This window comes from Kamptonema sp. UHCC 0994 (assembly GCF_029167235.1).
In the GTDB taxonomy this organism is placed as follows: domain Bacteria; phylum Cyanobacteriota; class Cyanobacteriia; order Cyanobacteriales; family Microcoleaceae; genus Kamptonema.
On the sequence record NZ_JARFTR010000099.1, the window covers coordinates 12,135 to 34,373 of the forward strand.

17 protein-coding genes are annotated in these 22,239 nt (G+C 45.2%); 3 read left to right on the forward strand and 14 right to left on the reverse strand.

Annotation, left to right across the window (positions count from 1 at the left end; all coding sequences use genetic code 11):
• Nucleotides 1-14: 14 nt before the first annotated feature.
• The 5 genes from brxC to PY364_RS09805 all read right to left on the reverse strand — a co-directional run bounded on the left by brxC (nucleotide 15) and on the right by PY364_RS09805 (nucleotide 7,233).
• Entirely contained in the window at nucleotides 15-3,560 is a 3,546-nt protein-coding gene (gene brxC, locus PY364_RS09785) for a BREX system P-loop protein BrxC (protein ID WP_275522152.1), read from the reverse strand.
• Nucleotides 3,561-3,562: 2 nt separating this feature from the next.
• On the reverse strand, nucleotides 3,563-4,150 hold the full coding sequence (locus tag PY364_RS09790) for a DUF1788 domain-containing protein (RefSeq protein ID WP_275522153.1): 588 nt from the start codon (nucleotides 4,148-4,150) through the stop codon (nucleotides 3,563-3,565).
• Nucleotides 4,151-4,747: 597 nt separating this feature from the next.
• Nucleotides 4,748-5,710, reverse strand: a complete 963-nt coding sequence (locus PY364_RS09795; protein ID WP_275522154.1) for a nucleotidyl transferase AbiEii/AbiGii toxin family protein — start codon at nucleotides 5,708-5,710, stop codon at nucleotides 4,748-4,750.
• The gene (locus PY364_RS09800; protein WP_275522156.1) at nucleotides 5,707-6,423 is read right to left on the reverse strand and encodes a DUF6088 family protein; all 717 of its coding nucleotides are present in this window, start codon (nucleotides 6,421-6,423) and stop codon (nucleotides 5,707-5,709) included. The genes PY364_RS09795 and PY364_RS09800 overlap by 4 nt, the downstream gene beginning before the upstream one ends.
• Nucleotides 6,424-6,618: 195 nt before the next feature.
• Nucleotides 6,619-7,233, reverse strand: a complete 615-nt coding sequence (locus tag PY364_RS09805; RefSeq protein ID WP_275522157.1) for a hypothetical protein — start codon at nucleotides 7,231-7,233, stop codon at nucleotides 6,619-6,621.
• A 430-nt stretch (nucleotides 7,234-7,663) separates the two neighbouring features.
• On the opposite strand from PY364_RS09805, the gene PY364_RS09810 reads away from it, so the two are divergent.
• Nucleotides 7,664-7,849, forward strand: a complete 186-nt coding sequence (locus tag PY364_RS09810) for a hypothetical protein (RefSeq protein ID WP_275522158.1) — start codon at nucleotides 7,664-7,666, stop codon at nucleotides 7,847-7,849.
• A gap of 78 nt (nucleotides 7,850-7,927) precedes the next feature.
• On the opposite strand, the gene PY364_RS09815 is transcribed toward PY364_RS09810, so the two are convergent.
• On the reverse strand, nucleotides 7,928-11,896 hold the full coding sequence (locus PY364_RS09815; protein ID WP_275522159.1) for a toprim domain-containing protein: 3,969 nt from the start codon (nucleotides 11,894-11,896) through the stop codon (nucleotides 7,928-7,930).
• A 771-nt stretch (nucleotides 11,897-12,667) separates the two neighbouring features.
• Here PY364_RS09815 and PY364_RS09820 point away from each other — a divergent pair.
• Both PY364_RS09820 and PY364_RS09825 read left to right on the forward strand, forming a co-directional pair.
• Nucleotides 12,668-12,883: a reverse transcriptase N-terminal domain-containing protein gene (locus PY364_RS09820; RefSeq protein ID WP_275522160.1), complete on the forward strand. Its 216-nt coding sequence runs from the start codon at nucleotides 12,668-12,670 to the stop codon at nucleotides 12,881-12,883.
• Nucleotides 12,884-12,891: 8 nt separating this feature from the next.
• The gene (locus PY364_RS09825) at nucleotides 12,892-13,989 is read left to right on the forward strand and encodes a reverse transcriptase domain-containing protein (protein WP_275522180.1); all 1,098 of its coding nucleotides are present in this window, start codon (nucleotides 12,892-12,894) and stop codon (nucleotides 13,987-13,989) included.
• Between the two features lie 112 nt (nucleotides 13,990-14,101).
• Here the strand turns inward: PY364_RS09825 and PY364_RS09830 are convergent, their stop codons facing one another.
• From PY364_RS09830 to PY364_RS09865, 8 genes are all read right to left on the reverse strand, one after another.
• On the reverse strand, nucleotides 14,102-14,977 hold the full coding sequence (locus tag PY364_RS09830; protein WP_275522161.1) for a hypothetical protein: 876 nt from the start codon (nucleotides 14,975-14,977) through the stop codon (nucleotides 14,102-14,104).
• 113 nt (nucleotides 14,978-15,090) lie between these two features.
• Nucleotides 15,091-15,636 (reverse strand): site-specific integrase, encoded by a 546-nt coding sequence (locus PY364_RS09835; protein WP_275522163.1) that lies wholly within the window; start codon nucleotides 15,634-15,636, stop codon nucleotides 15,091-15,093.
• Between the two features lie 76 nt (nucleotides 15,637-15,712).
• Nucleotides 15,713-15,895 (reverse strand): hypothetical protein, encoded by a 183-nt coding sequence (locus tag PY364_RS09840; RefSeq protein WP_275522164.1) that lies wholly within the window; start codon nucleotides 15,893-15,895, stop codon nucleotides 15,713-15,715.
• Nucleotides 15,896-16,131: 236 nt separating this feature from the next.
• A complete protein-coding gene (locus tag PY364_RS09845) occupies nucleotides 16,132-16,713 on the reverse strand; it encodes a hypothetical protein (RefSeq protein WP_275522165.1) in 582 nt (193 codons plus the stop codon).
• Nucleotides 16,714-17,447: 734 nt separating this feature from the next.
• Nucleotides 17,448-18,200, reverse strand: coding sequence for a hypothetical protein (locus tag PY364_RS09850; RefSeq protein ID WP_275522168.1), 753 nt, complete (start codon nucleotides 18,198-18,200; stop codon nucleotides 17,448-17,450).
• 16 nt (nucleotides 18,201-18,216) lie between these two features.
• Nucleotides 18,217-20,271, reverse strand: a complete 2,055-nt coding sequence (locus PY364_RS09855) for a hypothetical protein (RefSeq protein WP_275522169.1) — start codon at nucleotides 20,269-20,271, stop codon at nucleotides 18,217-18,219.
• A 34-nt stretch (nucleotides 20,272-20,305) separates the two neighbouring features.
• Nucleotides 20,306-21,022 (reverse strand): hypothetical protein, encoded by a 717-nt coding sequence (locus PY364_RS09860; protein WP_019488112.1) that lies wholly within the window; start codon nucleotides 21,020-21,022, stop codon nucleotides 20,306-20,308.
• A gap of 24 nt (nucleotides 21,023-21,046) precedes the next feature.
• Nucleotides 21,047-22,177: a hypothetical protein gene (locus PY364_RS09865; protein ID WP_275522170.1), complete on the reverse strand. Its 1,131-nt coding sequence runs from the start codon at nucleotides 22,175-22,177 to the stop codon at nucleotides 21,047-21,049.
• Nucleotides 22,178-22,239 lie beyond the last annotated feature (62 nt).

A 22,239-nucleotide genomic window follows, 5' to 3' on the forward strand; every position in this document is an offset into this window, starting at 1 on the left:
AACGGAGATAATCTTTATTCCAGACGCACGCGACGGTTTTGCTCAATTTCTCCTAGTAAAGCTCCTCGTAACGTTGCTAAATAACATTCTACATCCTCAGCGGTTTCTAAAACAGGTTTAGCAGCATAACTCACCACCCGCACTGGTACAATAGCTTTTACCGCATTCACCTGATAAGAACCTGTTTTTTCTTTAGCGCTGTTGATGATTTGAGCCGCCGCCGCATCAATTTTTTGTTTAAACTTATTGACAAATCCCTCTAATTCACTTTGTCGCGCAATTACAGAATCAATATTAGTGGCATTTTTAATCACAGAAATTGCCCCTTCAATCTCTGTAAAATACTCCTCCAAATCAATTTGTTGAGTAGGATAGGCAACTTGGACATATTCAACAAGCTGTTGTTTAATATTTTCAGAAAGTGAACTTGCTTGTTCAATTTGTCCCTGTAAAACCTCACGCACGTTATCTTTAACGGGCTGCAATAACATAGGTAATTGAGGAATTTTCGCCGTTGGGTCTATCATTGCCAAAATTTGGCGCACTGTTTCTACTCGCTGCAATAATTCTGTATCATTAATATGACGCAACTCCAGTTCCAAAAATTTTAAATCCTGCTTCGCTTGCTCAAATACTTTAACTTGTACAGTGAAGAAAGATTTTAGCTTTTGTCCATCTTCAATCAAATCTTCCAAATCATTTTCATGGTCGCGAACAGCATGGTAAAATTCGGCTGGACTTTCCTTACCTATCAACTCCTTTACCAGAATTAAATGAGTTTCTAATAACTTAATAAAAGGCAGTTCTTCTAATCGTCCCTGTTCTAACCAAGTTTGTAATTCTGCCTGTTTTACTTTTAAGCTATTTTGGTAAATTTCAAATAACTTCAAGGGATCGTTTGGGGGTGTAACTTCCAATAAATCATTTGCTAAATCCTTAGCAACTCTCAAACTAGCAGAATTGATTACTTCACCGAGACGTACAGTATATTCACTAATTCCTCTGCGACTTCTTAATTTAGCAACTAACCCTAATTCTTGAGAATTTACCGTCCCTTGAGCCAAGCGCAATTCTAACTTACCCTGATTAACCATTTCTGCCATTACACCCAGAATATCTAACTCTGACCAGCCATAAGGACGAACTGCAAATTTATCAATTAAACCCTTAATTGTCACTTGCCGATGAGTTCTTGCCTCATCATTTAACCAAGTTAACATTTCACTATGAGCGGCTGCATTAAACGCCTGTCCCGAAGTATTTTGTTCTTGATGTTCGCGGGTAAAAGCAATACTTACCTGTTCTTCAGTTTCAAACCCACTATCAACATAATTCAGCTTCTTGTAAACATTATCAACTAAATAAGTTAACCCTTCAGTTAAAACATTTTTCGAGTCACGAGTGCTAATTTCTACCTTGCTACCGCAAGCGAATACATCTGCACGCTCAATTAAATTTTGTAAAGTAGTAGTAATACGTTCCTTTCGCCGAGTATTTTCTTCACTGCGAGTAGCCAAAATCGTTTGCACGCTAGTAGTAAGAGTGCCGCTATTTTTGCGCCGAACATATTTATTAGTTTTAACCAGTTCCGTCAGTTCATCTAGTAAAGTTTGGTCATCAGGTAATCTGACTAAAACCTCTTGCCCTGAACTCGTATTAAGACGACAATAAGCATCTTCTTGAAATTGGCTATAACCATCAGCATAAGGTGTAATAATATGCAGCGTTAAATCGCTAATTTGCTGTCCGTAAGGTTGCTCATCTAACTTCCGATTAAAAGAATACTGATGTCGTTGGTCGTAACGAAGTTTCTTATCGGTAAAAATAGAATCCCAAACTAAACTTTGCAGTTCTGCTGTTACTTCGTTAGGATCAATTTCGGTATTTTTAATTTCTCGTCCAATATCCTGTTCTTCATAAGTCAGGAAGTTATATTCATCTCCCACCCGCTGAATTAGCGTTTGTTTTTCTAAGCGGTTAAGAGCCGCTTCAACTTCCGCTTTTAATGCTAACTTATCTTGGTCAATATTAGTTAAATACAAAGTCGTCAAATTATCCAAGTTAGCGCGAATTTCCTTAATATACTTAATCATAAACAGCGTTTTTAGTAATTCAACATCAAACGGTTGCAGTTGAGAATTTCGTGCTGCTTGGTCAATAACTTGACTAATAGCACTATCTAAAAACCCTTCCACAGCTAAATAAAATGTATTGAAAGGAACTAATGCCCCTAACTCTCGATTTGCTACTGCTTTGGAAGCTAGTTGAAAAGCATCTAATAAAGAACGCTCTCCCGATGCTAAATGTTTACCCGCAGCCCCCATCATCCGAATTGCAGTAAAAACCTTTTGCAGCAAGTTGAATTGATAAGGAATAAAAGGATAGGCAGCAACAAACTCTTTGGCATTACGATATCCTGGTAATTCCGCACAGTCCACTGTAAAGGTAATTTGATTTTTTAAGATAGCAACTTTTTGATGGTAAAGGGCTTCTAAACCTTGAATAGCCGCCTCTTTCTTATTCAATAGACGCAGTTTAATAACTTCATCTGTATTAGCTGAAGATAAACTTAAAGGTCGGCTAAATCGACCGATAATTTTAGAAAAGTCCTGCCCTTTGATGCGATTTTTGGTAATTTCATCCATTGCTTCTTGGGAAGTAACAACAACCCAAGCCCGTCCTTGACAATGAATTCCTAAGTCTTCAACAACCGTTTGCAAATTTAGCATCAGGTGGCTGTCATCTCCTACATATTGCCCAACTTCATCCACCATAAATACTAAGCGGTGGTCAATGCTTTTTTTATCAAGGTATTGTTTAACAAGACGAGCAAAATTTTCGCTACTCAAGCTATAATTCTGTGCGTTAAAATCAAGCAAACGAGAAGCAGCTTCCGCACTCATCCCGGTAACGGTTTGTAAAGCAGTAGAAATTTCATCTTGGGAAAATCCCCAAGCATCCCGATTTTCTTTCCAGTCCAGTCCAGAAACTTGTTGAAATTCGTTTTGGAAAGCTGCGTATTTCCCTTGTTGGTCTAATTGGCGTTCAAATTCGGCAATTGCTGGAACTGTACCAAAATATCCTAAATGCTCGTCAAAAACTTTCTGAAAAACTTTTACAATACTCTCTTTATCATTTTTACTATTAGCATCGGCTTTAGAATCAATATTAAATAAAATTACATCTGTAGAATTCCGTGCCGCTTTAGTGATACTAGCGCGTAACATTGCATCTGGAACTCGCGACTCGTCAAAGTAATCTAAAGCATGACGGTTCCCCAATGGGCGATTATCCAGCAAATAAGATAAGATTTTCAGGAAGTGAGATTTACCGGAACCAAAGAACCCAGAAATCCAAACCCCCATTTTGTCAGTTGGGGTATCTAGTGCCGTAGTATAGCGATCGTAGAAAGTGCGAAAGTGTTTATCTAGTTCGTGAGTGATGACATATTCTTCAAGTTCTTGGCGAATGTTATCGCTGTCAAGTTGACCAACTTTAATCACACCATTGATATTACGGTGAATGTCTTTAAGAAATAATTCAGAGATATTCATATTCATAATTAACGCTCCTGTCGGGGAATAAGTGGGAAAGCTCGGTAGTAGTTATCGTCTTTAAAAGTGTTGAATAGGCGAAGTTCTTGACCATCGTAGGAACCGGGGAAAAACATCACCAGTGGCGTGCGATCGAGAACTGGGTGTAAGTTGTTGAGGATGGTGTGCGATCGCAGCAAAGGCCAACTCGCGCCCACCCCTGTCAAAAACACAAGTTGCTCCTGACCACTCAATTTTTTCTGGATATGCTCAACAACCTGAGCAGGACGCACCAAAGGAAAAATAGTTTTACTCAGAACTGCGCTACCTTTAGTTGCTTCCAAATCAAATGCTTTCTGCAAAACTCCCCGTCCTTGCAAGATTTCTAGAATGGCATGGTAGAGGTTAATCTCCCCTACTTTAAGACTATTGAGAGAATTTATCAGTTGCAGCTTTAAACGAGCAACGTGCTGTTGCACTAATGGCTCGTGTTCGGGGTCATAATCAAATATATAAAAGCCAATTTCGTTCCCAATCCCGCGATTGTTAAGTAAGCGAGAGTCTTGTAAAGCAAGGAGTAATTTATCAAGACGTTGCTGAATAGTTGGCACAGACATATTTTTCATGCTGTTGGATTTATCGGATACCAACTGGGCAAAAGAGGAAGACCGAAAACCAGATCCATAAATTTAGCCAGAAACATCGAGTTCGGTATCAACGTGCAGAAAAAGGAAAAAGGCGATGCCCACGGGTGAAACTTATACACAGTCGTTGACACCTGGTTGACTGACAAAACTCCAAGGGAAAAGAGGTTTAACCCATAGTCGAAGGGCATTTCCGGTTTATTGTGAAAGTTACCACACAACCACAAAAACCAATGAGAACCTCCTAACTCTATCATCAACTACAGACCTTGTTTGGTCAATCTATGCCCTGGGCAGACCATCGGCATCTACAAACACTCATTTGGATGGTGATTGGCTTAGTCTACAGCGAATACATTAATTTAACCAAACCACCCCTGTAGAGGATTCAGAAGTAATCAAAACTCGCCCCTCAAATTCGCGCCTCTTAGGTTAGCTTGGCTGAGATTAGCCCTAGTCAGGAGAGTTCTATACAGCAGCTTTATATCGTAATTTGAGAACCTCAAAATTAATTAGATCAAATTACTACACTAATTGCTTGAAGAGTGGGAATTAAGTTACTATCCCCAGCTAAAGTTGCTTACGTAGTTCAGAAAAGCAAACTTCTATTTCCTCCCATGTTGGATAATTGCCGTAGCAGAGATTTTGGCACTGCTGCTGATATTCCTTGGCGATTGCTTGGCGTAATTCTCCTATGGGAAACAGGGCAATGCTGTTGGAGAATACCAGGTTTTCAGGGGGGTCATATTCTTGTTTGAATGCTTTCTGGCTAAGGCGATCGCAGTCTTGTTTAATATCGCTATATTCTCCACTCCCTAACATTTGCTGAACTTCTGGTGTCTGTGCTAAAGAAAAGAGGTCATAATAATGGCGAGTCGCCGATCCTAAAGAAACTTCTTCGCGCTGGTATTGCCTTACTTTGGCATGAATGGCAAAGAGTTTTTCTACAAAAGTGCGCCGGAAATGCAGCAAAGTCATAGGAAAAGACGATTCATCTTCAGCCTTAAGACTGTTGCCAATTTCGCCGAGAAATTCAGCGAGATAGGAGGACAGCGAGACAGTTTCCACCGGATAAGTGCCGCTGCGAGTTCCTACTTCTAAAAACAGGCGATCGCTAATTGTTGCCACCCCAGAAATTTCTTGAGGGTAGATAAAATAACTGTGCCGGTAGATGCCTCGTTTGGATTGAGATTGAGATGGGATTAATGTTAATCTCGGATGTTGGCTAACAGCAGTTTCTATTGCTTTCAACTCTCGCTCGGCTAGACTTTCTCCTAAACGCGGGGTAAACGCATCTTTGTTTAAAAATAAGTCAATATCTTCCGAGAAGCGTTCGATAAGTTTCCATCCTTTTGATAGACTGGTTCCACCTTTAAAAATAACTTGAGTTGGCCACTGAGTCGCTACAATTCGCAGCGCCTCAGTGACATAGTAATCTTTTTCGATAAATGCTTCGGTAAGACCGAAGTTCGCAAAGTGTTCTTTGGCCGCTAGGATAGCATCGCGAAAATCGGCAGATTCACAAAGTTTCACTTTCCTTGCCAATCCTCTGCATAACGCAGGTTCCTCAAAATCCCAAAGTCAAACTTGGAAAGGGGGTTTAAGCTTTGACGGAGTTTTTGGAGGTACTGGCAACTTTTACCGAGTTCTTGACCAATTGCGCCTAGCATGGCTCTCACGCGGGGCGGTTCGGCATCTGCTACCGCTACTAAGCGCTCAAAGCTCACGCCTTCACTGAAGCACTCTAGCAGACGTTGCTTAGTTTGTGATTGTGATAATTCGCTCAACTTTGCCCTCGACCTCAACAAATCCAGCAACGCTGCTTCTGTGTTAGAAAGATGCTTCCAGGTTTCTGGCCTGCGGGTGTGAACTTTGGCGCGCGAGCCAATAATGGTGCGGGGAACGCTATTCGCTGAAGTAGCAAACTCACTTTGTATCGAATTTTGAGTGGTGAAGCCCAAGAGGTTAGCAGCGCTAAGTCCTGCTGGCTGCAAAGTTTGAGCCACTGGCAACTTTTGAATCTCACTTTGAGAAGGGCGGCTGCGACCAAAGCGCGTTTGCCGGGGTCGGTAGTACAGTCCCTTGCTAACTCGCTCGAGCTCTCCCTCTTTTGCCATTCGGGATAGAGTTTTGCTCACAGCGGCGGGTGGTAGTCCGGTAAAATCTGAGTGCCGCCAGTAGCCTTCTCCCTGCCCCAGAATTTGCTGGTGAATGTAAAGGGCGGTGTTGATTGGACTTGTTTTCATGCCTGAAATTCCAGAAATCGCCTCTATTTCATTATCTTTAATTCAGGCTATTACGTCAAGTTTTTTTGTTAAATAACTTGACAAAGCACGAGATTCAGAGCGGTAGCGCAAGCATTAAGTGGGCGCGAACGATTGGAAGAAATGTTGCAAAAGCTTGGATTTCCACTACTGTAACAAGTCGGATGTAGTTGTTAACTAAGATTTTTGGAGGCGCTGTGACAATTTTTGCAGCACTGAAATGGCTGTCCAATTGCCCTTTTTAGCAGCTTCTACATACTGTTGTAGCAAGTCGTCCGTGACGAGTCGATCGAGCCACTGTACTAATTCCACCAGTTCTAGTTTTTGCTGTTCGCTGTGTCCAGCAAATAGTTCAAACATTCCTAACCGCTGAAACTGTTCGAGGTCAAACTCTGCCTCATTAAGAGCAATTTGTTCTGACAATTGAGAGAATTCTTCAGGTGACAGATTGGGCACTGGCGGGTGTTGAGTCTCTAAAACTTTTTCGACTTCTGCATAGTCACCTACGTACATTTTCTGTTCCAGACAATCGCACAAAATTGCCTGAGTTGGCGGTACATCGTCAGAGCCCAGGTGGTATGGCTCTAAATGAATGGCTAAAGCTGGATGTTCAATTAGCGGTGAGTATACGCCAAAGTAACTAAAAGTTCCTAATCCTCTGCCATCGAACCAGGTTGCTTTGCTGCCCCAATAAGCGGTTGAAAAATATCTGCTATTACCCACAACTCCTACCATTTTGGGCAACATTGGTGGTAAGGGAATCGGTAATAAAGTAAAATTGTGTTCATTCATAAAAATTCCCTAAATCGCCTTTAAGAAAAGTAGAAAATCAGCAAGTCACTCCCAATAGCGGCGATAGCCGCTATTTGACCTAGAAACTATGCAATGTTTATCGCCTTGACTTCCCCAGTGAGACATTCAAGTAGAAATTTATTGCCAGGGTAGAGAAAAAGAAATTTTAGAGAATCCTACAACGTTATCAGGAGAAGATATTTGGCGATGAAACTCTTGATTATTTAACAAATAAAAATCAAGGAGTTACTACCAATCAGAAAGGAAGTGAATAGGAAACTAATTTACCTATCTATCAACTAGCCTTATTATCGAAAACGGTCATCGAAGGAAATGAATTAATAAAAATTTATACCCAGATTCCTGCCTTCGTTGATGATTTACTCATTGAATTTGCCACCAGCAATATCTTCTATCGCTCTTGGAGGAAATGACCCCTAGTAGCGTCAGCCGACACATCCATGACGGTTCGCGCGAACATCAATACGAGTGCCTGAGATCGCAAACTGACCCCAATTCTCAATTTGAGTGCATTGTTTTGCAAGAAATTTACCAGCGGGGTATGAAGTTGCCCGATGCGGTACACAACGCGATCGCGAGCAATTACTCAAGCTAACGAACAGGTGCTCTGATTAGCAATTAGCCCCCTGAAGTCACCACCCCAGGAACAAGAGTTACAGTAGATAATTCGGTCTCAACAGTAGATAAAAGTTCTTGCTCCATCTCGCGAGATCGCCTCCCGACTTTTGCTTTCTTGTCTATTTTCTGCAAAATCCTTTCTGTTAGCCGCAGTTTCCCCAGATGTTACCAAGCTTTCGAGTCGAGTAACTTCTAAGTAACTTGAAGTACCCGATGGCCCAATATGGCTTCTGCCATAACTTTCAGACATTTCTGAACCAGATGTTACCACTGTTATCCCAACTCCAATATTTTTTGGCATCACCTTATTAAATTGGTTACTTACAGTTTCTCCACTGTGCGAAACCCTTACCCCATCTGAGCCAGAGCGAGTAACCTCAATATTGAGACTCATGTTAGTACCGTTCCCCACTTGGTTACTTGAACCTCCTAAATCTGGCGAACAGTGAAACTGTTGAGAAATCTCGCACTCCTCATCGGACTCAACATCAGTACCGCCCCCTGTCTTAGAGCCGGGAGGCGAGCCATCTGGATCGTCAGGGCCATCCCCTCCCCCAAACCCACCGGGACTATCACTGTCCGGGCCGTTCAAGTCCAACAGCCACTGTAAATTGAGAGCATTGCACAAGCTCTCAGGCAAGAGCAAGCACTTCTTATTGACCCGTTCCGGCGGAGTAGGAAGAATTGCATTTCCCTGAGCATCTTCCCGTGCGGTGAGCCTAGCCCGATTGTAAGCCAACACCAAGTCTCGGCTGGAGTGCAACTTAGCACTTCTATTTTTTATCGCACCAATAGACACCAACACCCGCTCCAGCACCGGGCGGTTGTAAGCCGGATTAAACTCCCGCTCTACTTCCGGCCAAATCGAAGGCAAGTGCAGCGCCAGCACTCGACCTTCCTCTCTAGTTTCCACCGTTGCCACATTCCAAGAACCAACAGAATCGTAAGAAACAAGCGCTTCCAACTTCTCAAAGAAATCTGCAACGCAGTTGAGTCCCGTCAAACTCTCATTCAGAGGTTCACACAAATTGGCAATCGTCCACTTTTCCACATCAATGTCCAACCCCGCCAAATCTGCAACTTTCTGGGTATAAAACACGAGAATGGCCAAATTATCAGCAACTCGGTCGTGAGCAGTCGGCAAGTGCCGAGACAAGCGATCGCGCAAAGCCTTCACAAGAGCTTGCGAATACCCGATCGCCACTAACTGCCCAAATGCCCCCGAAGCTTGCTCGCGAGCTTCAGATAGCTCCCCCCAAGCGCTGCGTTCGCCATCATTAATCACAGGCATGAACAGCGGAATAATGCGAGTTTTCGTAGCCGGATTCGTTTCCCCCAAACTGTGATTTGAAGTCGGAATCATCGGCGAAAAAGGCTGCTGAGAATTACCCCGCACCTGCCGAGGCAAGCCATTATAAAGACTCTGAAAAAAATCGTCCAAAATATTTCTATCAATCCGCGTCTTTCCCGGCGGGTCATCCCACAGACTAGGAATCGAACCCAGACATTTCAGGCGTTCGTAAGCCATACTGACACTGGATCGCGCTATAGCTCCTCTTTCCGTATTTCCCCAGCCCGCCATAGACATGGCAGAAAGAACCGCAATAGTTTTCTTACTACCCGGATCTCCATAAGGATTAAGAATGGGAAAGAATTTTTCCACCCTCATAATTTCCTGAAAGTGCAGCGACGCTGCCACATAACCATCGCACAGCAAGAAATACATAAAAGAAGAGCCAGCAAACTTACGCTGAGCTTCAATCAACTTTCGCAAAGCAGCAGGGTTGGGCGGCTGAATTTCAGGACAGAGAATATGGTCAACTGCTCCTAATTGAGGGTTATAAATCCACCCCGATTCTTTTGAATCAGTCGCAGTACCGTCTGCCTTAAATTGGCAGTCAGCAAATACCCAAGTTCCGTCCGACTGCTGCCCGAACCTATCAATGCAGCGATAGACTTTCCCAGCCCGATTGCGGTGATATTCTTCAAGACGAGCGTGAATAAGCGCCACCAAATCAGTCTGAGACATACGGCAATTCAAATGAAATCCGGTTTTTCTGAGGAGAGTAGTAATAAACTCTTTAACCGTAATTGTTTCCAAGGAAAAAATCACCACTTCAACTTCGCGCCGATCGAAAGAGCGCTTAATTTTAAGAGAATACCCCCCACCCAAATTAGAACTTGTTGGAGCCGCAATTTCCCCAGTAATGATAAAATCAAAGTCAGCAAGTGGTCTAAATTTTTCATTACCCTCTCGATCGCGAAACCACTTCCCTATTTCCCCGTTACAAGTCATCGGAGCCTCCCAGTCATTGCGCGACTCAAAGCCATTGCCATCGTAGTTATCGTTAAACCCACCACCACTCCCGCCATCACCATCACAGTAACTTTTATCATTAAAAAAGCGATCGCCTCCACTGCCATGAACAGATCTGCTGCGCTGAGAGCCGCCGCTATCGCTGCCCTGTAAGAGAGAAACGGTTGCTAGAACCGATTCACGTTTTATAATTGTCGATTCTTTTAGAACTGGAATTTCCACCGCCCCTACAGCCAGTTTTATTTCTGACCAAAAGTAAGTGGCGATCGCGTCTTCCCACTGCCGATCGACAGTATTAGTAAAGCGGATTGCTTCCTGCCAAATTGCCTCTCGTGCGGCATCAGATAATTCCTCTGCTCCCTTACGTCCGGTGGCAACGATGTACCGGGCCATCCACCGCAAGCCGTGAGTCGCACTGTCAAAACTCGTATGCTGCTGCCACGCTTCAATACCGCGAGAGATAATAAACCGATCCGGGTCCCCGTCACCGAGATCGTCGAGAGGCAGTAGCGGAGCTACATAAGGAGCAATGCCTCCAGAAAGTAAACTCTTAATGCAGCTAATTATTCCCTTCTCTCCGGCACTATCGGGATCGAGACAAACGTTGACCCGCTGCACCCGATGCCGCTTGAGAGTTTGGACTTGTTCTCCAGACAAGCTTGCCGCTACGCAAGCCATGACACGAGAGTCTCCTTTAACTTGAGCGATCGCTGCATCGGTCACACCTTCGACTAGCACTGCTTCGTGGTGGTTCGCTTTAACAACTCTATCAAAATAGAGAGGGGATTCTTTAGTTGCCAGCCAGGAACCCAACTCATCTTTAGGATTCCAGCAGGCGTACTTTTTGGGAATTTGGGCATTAGTCCAAGGCTGTGCAACTTTTTGAGCCTCCGAGAGTTTATTCCATGCGCGGCGCGCGGTGTCGTGTTCTTTCTTCCAGCCGACATGGTTTTTCTTGAGGGGAATATCTGCTTTAGATGCAGGCCAATGTCCGTACAGCGTCAAAGGTTCGCCGTAGGGGTTGTGCCACGGAAACACAACGTATCCCTCCCATTTACGAGTTAACACCCCGCATTGCTCAGCTAAGCTAATGTTGAACTGCTGCTCGGTTATCGCTGCCTGTACTATTTCTAGAGTTGGATACAAGCCCACACCCAAATCGCGCAACTCTGACTCCGTAAAGCCCCGCTCTTCTATTAAATGGTTTAGAGCATCAGAGCCTAAATCGCTCCACAGATGCTGGGCGCAGGTGATATAGACAGCAGAAAAGATACTCCGGCGCTCTTCCCACTTTTGCGCTCGCTCGATTTGCTCTCTTGAAGGTTCGCGAGTAGGGAAATTGTCAAAGGCCCCCGCGAGGTGAGACAGTGCCCGCAGAGCTTCCACCCAATCTTTCCCTTTGGGGTGTTCCCAACGCCCTACTTTTAGGCTGTGGACATAGGAAATTGGATTTCCGGCAAATCCCATGCCGGAATCATAGAATCGCAGTGTAGATGGCCAGACAGCGAAGGAAGTACCTGACTTGCTCTCTCGGAAAGGGCTGCCCCCTCGCCAGCGATCGCTGGAAATCTGAAAGCGGTGAGATGGGTCTGTATACACCATCTCTGGTGTCAGTCTGGGTAGTACATCATTTTCCCAATGGTCGCGAAGGTCATTGGATTCGGGCGAGCGAGCGGGGGGTTTAGTACCGGATGCGTTTCCCTGCATAGAACTCCTCTTAATGTTGATGACGCTAGAGCCCTTTCCTGGATGCTGTTGCCGGAACCAATTGCTACATAACTACCCGACAAGCGTATGCGCCTTGCGTGCTAATTCCTTGGGAATTATGCTAATGTTTATGTATGTTTTTTCGTTGGTCCGGCCAGGCTCCTGTTAATGAAACCTGGCTCTTAGCATTTAATTTAACTAGCATAACCTAGCTGGCTGACATTGATATCATTGATGTAGCCGAAAATCTGGCTGATGTACTCGAGCGCAGATTTTTTCCCAAACGGAAGCCCATTCCCTTTAACGGTGGGAGTGTCAGCGCGACCTGAACTGGTTGCATAGTATGGGGAGCCTACTCCCCTTTGGGATTCTTACCCCAAACCCTCATGGAAAGGACTCATTGAGTCTGGCTACGTCCAAGTAGGTAACGAAACAGACGGAATGCAAGCCCCAAAAGTAACCATGACTGCTAGGACTTAAGCGGTTAGGAGCAAGAGGGAGATAGGAAGGATGAACATAGTCTAAGGTGATGATTAAACTGCGTGATTCACCAAAGAGCCAAATTAGTCCTGATAGGCTCTAACCAAAAGGTAAACGGGTTGGTTTACTGGCTTGACACTCTGGTAAATGTAAGAACACTAATCCCGTCGCAGAATAGTCACCCATCCTCACCCATCAGAAAACTAAGCAATACAACAGGGTAAACCCTACAGAGTCTCAAAATAGGTCGAATGAAGTGAGTAGGTCTGAGGCAACAAAGACGGAAATTAGATGTCAAGCGCAAGCCTGATAAATGGAGTCGATGGACAACTTACAGACTGGTCACAGGTTAACTGGAAGCAAGTCCGAAAAGTTGTTAGGAACCTACGTCAAAGAATCTTCCGTGCCAGAAAACTTGGGCAGTTTAAGCAACTTCGTAGGTTGCAAAAGCTGTTAATCAAAAGCCACGCCGTGGTGACAGCAGACAAAAAGATACCTGGGTTTTAGATGCTGATATCAAAGGTTTCTTCGACAATGTTGCCCATGAATCTATTCTGACTATGATAGGAACCTTCCCAAAAAGGGAGCTTATCAAAGAATGGTTAAAAGCAGGGTTTACCGATAGAGGTGTCCACAGCCCTACCGAGACAGGCACTCCTCAAGGTGGTGTGATAAGTCCGTTATTAGCCAATATCGGACTGCACGGGTTAGAACAATTCATAAAAAAATCCGACCCAAAGCTAGGCATCATCAGATATGCAGATGACTTTATTGTTACTGCAAAGGATAAACAATCCTTGGAACAAGTGCTTACTCTGATAAAGCAGTGGTTGTCTTCAAGAGGTCTAGAAATCAGTGCTGAGAAGACATCAGTGGTTCATATTGATGACGGATTTAACTTTCTGGGGTTCAATCTACGCCAATACAAAGGCAAACTTCTAATCAAGCCCCAGAAAGAAAAAGTGTTAGCTTTCTGCAAAAAGATAAAGGAAACTTTAGACAATATGAAGGCTTGCACTCAAGAAGATGTTATCAAAAAATTAAACCCGCTTCTCAGGGGTTTTGCTAACTACTACAGAGGAGCAGTCAGCAAAGAAACCTTCTCATACATAGAAAACCGTGTATGGCACTACCTCTGGTATTGGGCAAAGCGTAGGCATCCCAATAAATCTGCGAAATGGGTTCAAAAGCGTTACCACGCAAGCTTCCGAGGGAAAAATGGGACTTTCATGTGCAAAGGGACTGGTAGAAAGGGTAAAGAGAAATCCTATATCCTCTATGACATCAGTAGTACACCCATAATCAGGCACATCAAAGTCAAAGGAAATTCTAGCCCTGATGACCCCTCACTCCGAGAATACTGGCAAAAACGAGCCACTGACTACGGGAAGAAATATTGGGCAAAAGGCAGTAAATATGAAGCCATAGCCAAACTCCAAAACTGGAGATGTCCTGTGTGTGGTGACAGCCTCTTTAACGGAGAATCAATAGAAACCCATCACATAATACCTGTGACTGAAGGTGGAACTGACGACTCAGAAAACCTAAAGCACTTACACAAAGCGTGTCATAAGCAGGTACATAGCAAAACCAAGTTAACTGGCTTGAAGTAGGGCTTGAGCCGTGTGATTAGAAATAGTCACGCACGGTTCTTAGGGGAGGGGCGAGAGGCGACTCTCAAACCTTACCCGCTAAACGTCAGACACTTGGAAACAGGCTCAGACACTAAGGCTTTTGACGATGCTTGGAGCGTTTTTTCTTTGGCTCCTTCGGGGGCAAGACTTGAGCAACAAACGTAGCCTCTTCTAAAACGAATCGGTCAGAGACTCTTTTGACCTTCAAATTCCAAAACTGTCCATAGGCAGAACTTGAGGTGGGCAGCATTCCAGCAATGGTGAAGGAGTAAGGTTTATATTTAGTCCCATCCAGTTCATGCCAGGGTCGGAAATTTCGGTAAACTCTGACAGCGAACTCATCCGAACCGACCTTATGGTAACAGACTATCCCTCGGATTGTAAAACCGTCTACGCTTTGCTCAATAACCTCTGCATCTTCCCCTGGGAGCGGATTTCTGACTCCTCGGATGGCAAAGTGGAGTCTGGGAGACTCTTGCATGGGGCGCGGATAGACGATCCAAACTTGAGGTGACTCTAGCAGTTCAGAATGTTTATCTACCGTGTAGGCAGCAGAGGCTAATAAATTGGTGGGTGTCATTAAATTGTCATTTAGCAGCAGAATCCCCTGTCCAGGAGTCCCAGCACTGGGGAGGTATTGCCCACGCACTAATCCTACGGCTTGAAAGAATAGTTCTGGCTCAGGCAAAGTGACAGAACTGTTCGCATCGTTTTCCGGCTGTGGCTGTTGGAATTGAGGAGAGCTGTTTGTGTTCTGGTTGGCCTTGAGTAACCGAGTAACTCCAGTTCCCATATCCTTAGTGCTTGCGGTTTCAATGGGGGTGTCGGGAAGTTCAGAGTTAAAAGTTCCCCCTTGACTGTCGCAGCTATCGCTGGCGAGGTTATGTGACCCCAACCTATTTGGGGGTTTTTCACCCTCGCAGGTGAGTTCTGTTGTTGTACGCCCTGACCTGTGAATAGTTACCATCAGTTGCTCCTAGGTTTTCAAACCTATGAAATGTTAGCCAGGATTGGAAAAATAATATTTGATTGTGGGTAGGGACTGCGGTCAAATGTTCAAGCTACCATAAAGCGATCGTCTCACTTCAAAAGACCGATAGCCTTAACGAGCTGTTCGGGCTGCACCTCCAAATAGCGCTGAAGAGAGGACAAATTTTTGTGCCCTGATATCTCCATAATCACCCGCAATGGCACCCCAGCATTGCTCAAATTCGTCAGTGCCGTCCGCCTCATCGAATGAGTGGAAGCCCCCTTAATTCTTACCCGCTTACAAGCATCTTTAAAAATCAAATCTGCCTGAGAGCGCGTCAAAGGCTTCGTACCCTCTCGCCCCGGAAACAAAAAACCCACATCGGGATTGTAAGCCTTTAAATACTTCGCCAACATCGGATGTAGCGGCAGCGTTCGCGTTGCTGACTTACCCTTAGTTGTCGCTTTCCGCAGCGTCACTATACCACCAACAATATCCTGAGTTGTTAAAGCTAACGCCTCAGAAATACGACAGGCACAATAAAAAGTCACAGCAAACAAAAGCCTATCTCTCGCTGTAAGAAACCCTCGGTCGAACAGCCGAGTTATTTCAGCAGGTGTCAAAATCTTAGCACGCCCGTTACCTTGAACTTTCACAGGCTTTGCCCTCCAAAATGAAAGCACCCCTATTGTTGGACGAAAGGGAGGTATTGTCAAGTCTGTCGAAAAGCTGTTACTGCTTGATGGGATGCTTTATAGCACTGCGCCTCCTCAGCCGCAGCCCGTGCCTTTTATTGCATTTAGATGAGCTTTTATTGCTACTCAACTGACTTAAATTATCAGGAAAGTTGATAATGGGCAAGGTGGCGATCGCGTCTATTATGTCTCTGAAGGTAACAGGTTTAATTGCCGCCATGACAGTACCCTCACATAGAAGTGGCGCTTGTAATAATTTGATTATACTATTTTTTGATTTACCTTGCAAGTTGTTTTGCTAGTTTCGTCCCTCCTTAAGAAAAAAATTAGGATTTTATTGGAAAATTGCTCATTCTAGTCAAAAGAAATGCCCAAGGCTTCGTAAGGCTTGGGCATTGTTATAATTTTCGGAGGGTAACGAGTACGCTGGTTGGTTGAGAAACTTTTCGTTCGCTGCTAGGACACTGAACGCGCACTTTCACCGAGTTCGGAAGTAGCAAATGGCAGGGTATCTGCAATCACTGCTTTGGGAGCAAGCTTGAGGATGATAGGTATCACAATTAGAGGATGATTTTCCAGGCGATTTTTGATTTGAGCCTGCAACCATTCAATAGAGGAATCAGAGCCGTTAACTTTTTGCTTGAACCCTAGTTCTGGTGCAGCAGCCTTGATAGCGCTAGCAATTTTGCGAGCTTGCCTAAGTGAAATTAGTGAAGTATTAACGGCAGGAACTGAGGTTGTGCTTGCTGCGGCAAAATCAATTGGTTGTACTGGTTTGTTTGGTGTTTTTTTGCCTGTGTTCTGATGGCTAGCGCGATGGGAGGTGGCTGGTTTCTCAATTTCAACTGTTGATCCATTTACCTCGCTATCGTTATCACTGGATGGTGTTGCGACTGTTGCCACATTTACTGGGGTTCGATTGTCTGTGAGTTCTTCTTGGGCTGCTTCAGGTTTGTGCAGGAATACTGAGGTTAAGCAAAAGAGAGTGGTAAAAAGGAAAGGGGGAAATAGTACATCGTTGATAGTTTGGATAGTCATATTAACAGAAAACTCCCGATCAAATTTTCGCGGTAAGCATTGCTAACCTTTTTAGATTGCAACAGTTGACAACATGATGCAGCATGGCTAGATTGGCTGAAAAAACGGAGAATTAACTTCATCCTTTTGGATGATTAACTGAGGAGAAATAAACCTGATTTGAGAATTAGTTCAGCGGATTACACCTGCTGTACGAGGAGATCGATCTGTTTCAGGAGAGCGAAAAGTTGTGTTTTTACGCTATAACGCGATCGCCCGTAATTCCCGTAACCAATGCAAGTGGGATAGTGGCGGGTGAGCTTTTAGTCATTACAATTAGCGCTCTCTGCGGAAAGTGGTTTCAGTAGGTCGCTTTGTTTGTAGGCCGGGTGGGGGATTGTTAGTTCAGTTTTAGCCGCTCCGCGACGGTAGGCGCGGAAGTATAGCTAGGGGCTAGGGGAAGAAGGGAATAGAATCAAGGGCTTCGCCGTGCAGTTCGACCCTTCGGCAAGACTTCGACGGTGAGCGTTCAGCCGAACCACGCTCAGTCGAACGCTCAGGGCAACGCAAGCTCACCGTCCGCGCGCTCCCTGAGCTTTGCCGAATGGCTCAGCCGAATGGTTTGGTGGAAATCAGAACGTCATAACCGTCAAGGCGGTTGCTATAAAAGTTATTGAATCCTCTGTAACCAAGCTGGGCGTGTGTTTAGAGTGTCTTTTGGTTGAGTAAACGGGTTTGATTTCCTGGCTTTCGAGTTAAAGGGGGAGCTTATGAGATGGCGTTTTTGGAATTTCATACAAAGGTTCGCGGCTCAACCCTAGCTGCCCTAGTGAAATAACAACAGACATTGATAGATTAGTTCTCTCAGCAGCTTTAGCAATAGCTGTGCCATTTCGAGCTAGAGAGATGAACTCTCGAACTTTGAAAACAACGGGGTCATTGGGAGGCGTGTAACCTCGAAGGATGGCAATATCTAATCCCCGTTCGATGTCACTGAGCGCCGCCGTTCGATTGTCTGCTAAAGTTACGCTGGGCTCTAGGCCAGGCACTACCGTAGAGATAGCAATGCCATTATTAGTAGGTTGCCCATTCTGGTGAACGACATTAAAGGTATAAAGGCGCTCAATTCCTTCTGGAGAGCGAGTTTTAACGAACAGGTTAGTAATGTTGGCTGTGGTAGCGCCAGGGAATTGTAAGGGTTGAATCGGTTGGAGAAATATTGTTCTAGCTTGGTTAGTTTTTAATTCAGCATCAGTGTTAAACACGGCCCTGGAAGGATCTGCTAACCGGATGTAAATAATGACTTCACCAGTCTGGCTAAAATCAATAACGCTGGAACGACCAGACCATACTTGAAGGTTGGTAGTTGTATTGATTGCTGCATCTCTTCCGACAATTCTTAGCGCCGATGTTTGAGCTTGCCCAATATTAACTGTACTGAATACAGTGGCAATTATTAAGGCAGGAGAAAGTAAAGCCAAACGAATTTTTCGAGTGAGTTTGTTCATGGTTATTTTACCTCCGTTATCTTTGCACTGTGACAAAGGCATTGACAAATACTGAAACTTGAGTTCCTTCTGGTACGATCGCTACGTTTCCTTGCTTTAAAAGTTCTTGGGCGTTGCGATCCGATCTTTCTCGCAGCCGTTGGGCCGTAGGTGTAAAGAATCCTTCTAAAGCGGCGGCTAGGATGTTAGGTTTAGGTGAGGTTGTGGTTTTAACAGCCGTATTGCCCAAAAAGCCGCTTTGCTGGCTGAAAGTTTCTTGGGCGGGCCGATTAATTATTTCTCCTACCCGCCCCAAGCTGCCAAGAATTCCTACTAAAATATCAGCCTTGGCTATTTCAGAACCTCTGTCAAATAAACTGTCGGCAATGAGAGGTTGGTTATCGCTTCCGCGAACGATTAAGTTTCCGGGAGGAATGGGTACTTGTTGGATGCGGCCAGCAGCATCGGGGTAAACAAGCGCTACTACGCTTTGAGAAACCAGTCGATTTGGGCGCGTGACATTTTCTACTTGAGTGATTAAGACGGTGCCAGATGGTAAGGCGATCGCCCCGTCAGTTGCCATTATGTCCTCGGTCAATTGGACGGCAAACCTTCCGGCTGTCGGGCTTTGACCCGCTTCGTCCCAAATCATCGGCACGATTACCTTGGCTTGAGCAGATGAGCCAATGGCTATCTCTTTAATTGTTGTGCTGTTTTCGGCGGTCGTGCGGTTGAGGATTCCAGCTTCACCAGGACTCATGCCACTGGCGCTGACAGCCAAGCCAGCATTGTTAGTAGCGATCGCTGGTATTTCTCCCTCTGCCATTGATGCAGTCGAGCCAGCATTGTTAATAGCGATCGCGGGTATCTCTTGCATTGGTGCAGCCGATTGTGGGCTTTTTGGCGAACTGACTAGCACTGGCTGCGGGTTTTGAGAAATCGGCGGTACCGGCTGCTGTTGGGGCAATGGTACTGGTGCAATTGCTACTGTGCTGGGGAGTGGTGTCTGTGCTGCTGTTGGCGCAATTGCTACTGTGTTGGGGGGTGGTGTGGTTACTGGCATTGCTGGTTGCACGGCAGGGTAGTTTGCCGCTGTCATCCCCGGCGCGATCGCGTTCGGAAAAGTTGCGGAACTGGCAGCAATACCTTGACCATTTAGCTCTTTAATTTCTTGACCTCTGCTTTGCCCCAGAGAAGCTAATTGGGCCCAGCGCTCGTAAGGGTCTACTTTTTCTGGTGGTGGCACAGGTCGAAGTGCCAATGGTGCGGGCGGCGGGACAGGGCGCGGTAATGGCGTAGGATAAGGGCGCGGTGCAGGCGGCTGTGGCTGAGGAATGGTCTGTACTGTCCTTGGCGGTGGCGGATTAAAGTTTTGAACCGGCCTTGGGGGTTCAGACCTTCTAGGGGCTGGTGCTGGTTTTAGTGCAGGTGTCGGTTTGGGAGCAGGGGTCGGTCGATTTTTAGGTTCAGGTGGCTGAACTTCTAGCGTCCGCTGCTGATCTTGAAATGCCAGTCGGCTTTTTAGTTCTCCTGACTCGTCTTCAGAAACTTGCACCGGTTTAGGGTTCGTCGTTTTTGCTTGTTGGCGGACGGGTTTAGGAGCAAAGAAGACAAACCAAAAGAATCCCAAGATGCCGAGAACTGCGCCAGTACCCATTAATACTGAAAACGTCCGAACTTCGGGCTTCTCAGAAACAGGATGAGTTTCTGCTCCTTCGTTGTCCTGTTTAATTCTGTATTCAGAGGTCAATAATTCATCGGCTTCTCCGTCATGTCCAGCTAGTTCTCTTTCCTCCTCACGGCTCAATGGCTCGCGCTCAGTCGAGCCGAACGTCTTTTTGCCATTGCTGCCAGCGCCGTTAGGAGCGTTAGCTGCCTGAAAACTGTTAGAACTGTGGGAAAAGTTATTGGCTTCATTAGAGGAGTTGTTGCCATTAAAACTGTGGGAAAAGTTATTGGCTTCATTAGAGGAATTGTTGCCATTAAAAGGGTGGCTAGTTGTGCTTTTAGGTGGCGTATTGTAGGAAACTTCTTCAATTTCATCGGGTTCGCCATCAAATCCGCGCCCATTTTGAAGTTCTTTTCCACTCATGTTTTTATCTCCTATTATTTGGGTTTTTATCCGATTATTTGGGTTTGAATTCGGTAATTTTGTTGATTTCTAAGCCGGCCGAGCGAAGCTCATAAACTTTCTGTTCAAAAGCTGAGGCTTGGCTACCTAGCGGCGGGGTTTGGATTTCTACTGCTTTGATTCGGAAAGTGCGATTGAAAGGAATTCTTTGATCTATTCCTGACGTGCGATCTACAAGTAGCCGGGTGGCAATCATGTCAATTTCCCATTCGCCGGGACGAACTTCTCTGGGTTCGGATAAAAAAGAAATGATGACAGTTGCTCGCAATTGACCCGTAAAAACTTTATTGGGGACGAGTTCAGCGATGTCAGGGAGGGAAGCTTTGCCAAAATTAGGTTCTAGGAGTAACGAAGCAAAATAAGTGCTGGTAGGAACTCGTTTGGAATTGACTTTAATCCCTGAATCTGTATCGTTAGTTCCTGGTATTTTATTGTCCCAGTTGAAGGTTAACTCGGCCCAAGTTTTGACAAAATTTTGGATGACTGAGGGATACCGAAAAAACCGATCTCGTTCCGCTACGTAGTAAGTTTGACCGTTGATTAGCTGGACTTGCGTTGTCTTCATAGCAGCTACGGAGTTGATTCGGTACGCGACGAAGAGGTGCAGAATTAGGGCGAGGATATTTACTCCAGTTAGGATGAGGAAGCACAATGCCAGTAGATTTTTAGCTTCTGGCAACAATGCAGTTTGTGAAAATCTTTGTAGCTTCATAAAATCTTTTGGTAATTAGTGACATTACTTAAATCCTTTGTTCATCGCCAAATTAGCGGCTGCTCCTATGGCATTGCTCAAAACATCGACGAGTTGTTTAGCATTGCTAGCAATGCCGTTGTATAGGGCAATTCCGCCGCCGCCGGCGATTAATAGGGCTAAGCCGGGTGCGAAAATGCTGATGAAAAAGAGGAAGGCGACATCGCTGGCTAATTCGGCTCCAGAATTGACTAGCACGGTGGCTGCTAGCCCGACGACGATGTTGTATCCAAGTTGGACACCAAATAAGCTTAGAAATCCAGTTGCCCAAGCCCAAATAGGTCTACCCTGCAAGGGAAGTAGCGACAGTCCCATGGCGATTGGGGAAAAGAGTGCTGTTAGTAAAAGGGCTGCTTCAAGGATGTTGACAAACGCCCACTGGATGCTATAGAGAATGAATCGGACGATCGGTATTGCTTTTTCTCGAAACACTGAACCGGGGTCAGTTATGAAAGTCGTGGCATCTTGAGCAGCACCGAGCAAGCTATTATTCCACAGGGTTTCACCAAAAGCCCGCAGCGCTTGCAGAGGGGCAGAACCGGCGGCTTGCCTTTCAGCTTCGCTAACGATTTTCTGAGCCGCTTCTTGCTTGGAATTCCAGCAGGTTACGAGTTCTTGTCCGACTTTATTTCGGCATTCACCGTAGAGATTTTCGAGTTGTTGGCGGCCGATGTTACTGATAGTGACGTTGGCGATCGCGTCCCTAAATGTCATTTCTCCTAGTTGCGCTTCTAGGACACTCTGAACTTGTCTGTAGGCAAAACTTCTGGTAAAAATGACGGTATTGGCTAGCAATTTGCCGTTAGCGCCGAGGAACAGCATGATGACGAGCGGCCAGACGAACAGTGCTGCCAGTTCTGACCATGACTGCTTTTCGATAATGTCTTTCCCGCTGCTTAGAGTTAAGAACAGGATGCTGACGGCTGCTAGGGTGATGCCGAGGGATACTAGACCGACCCATAGCCCAGAAGCGATTGGGTCAATCGTGCTAATCCAAACTTTGTCCCAAGATTCTGAGGTAGTCTTAGCCAGGTTAATTGACTCGCTAACGATGTCCAAGGCTGACCCTTCTGCACCACTCGTCGGTGGTGTAATTTGTGCTAGAAACTCTTTCATTTTTCCTCGAAAAAACTTCAGTTTTGTATTTGATCAGGCGGTTATTCGGTACAAAAACTATG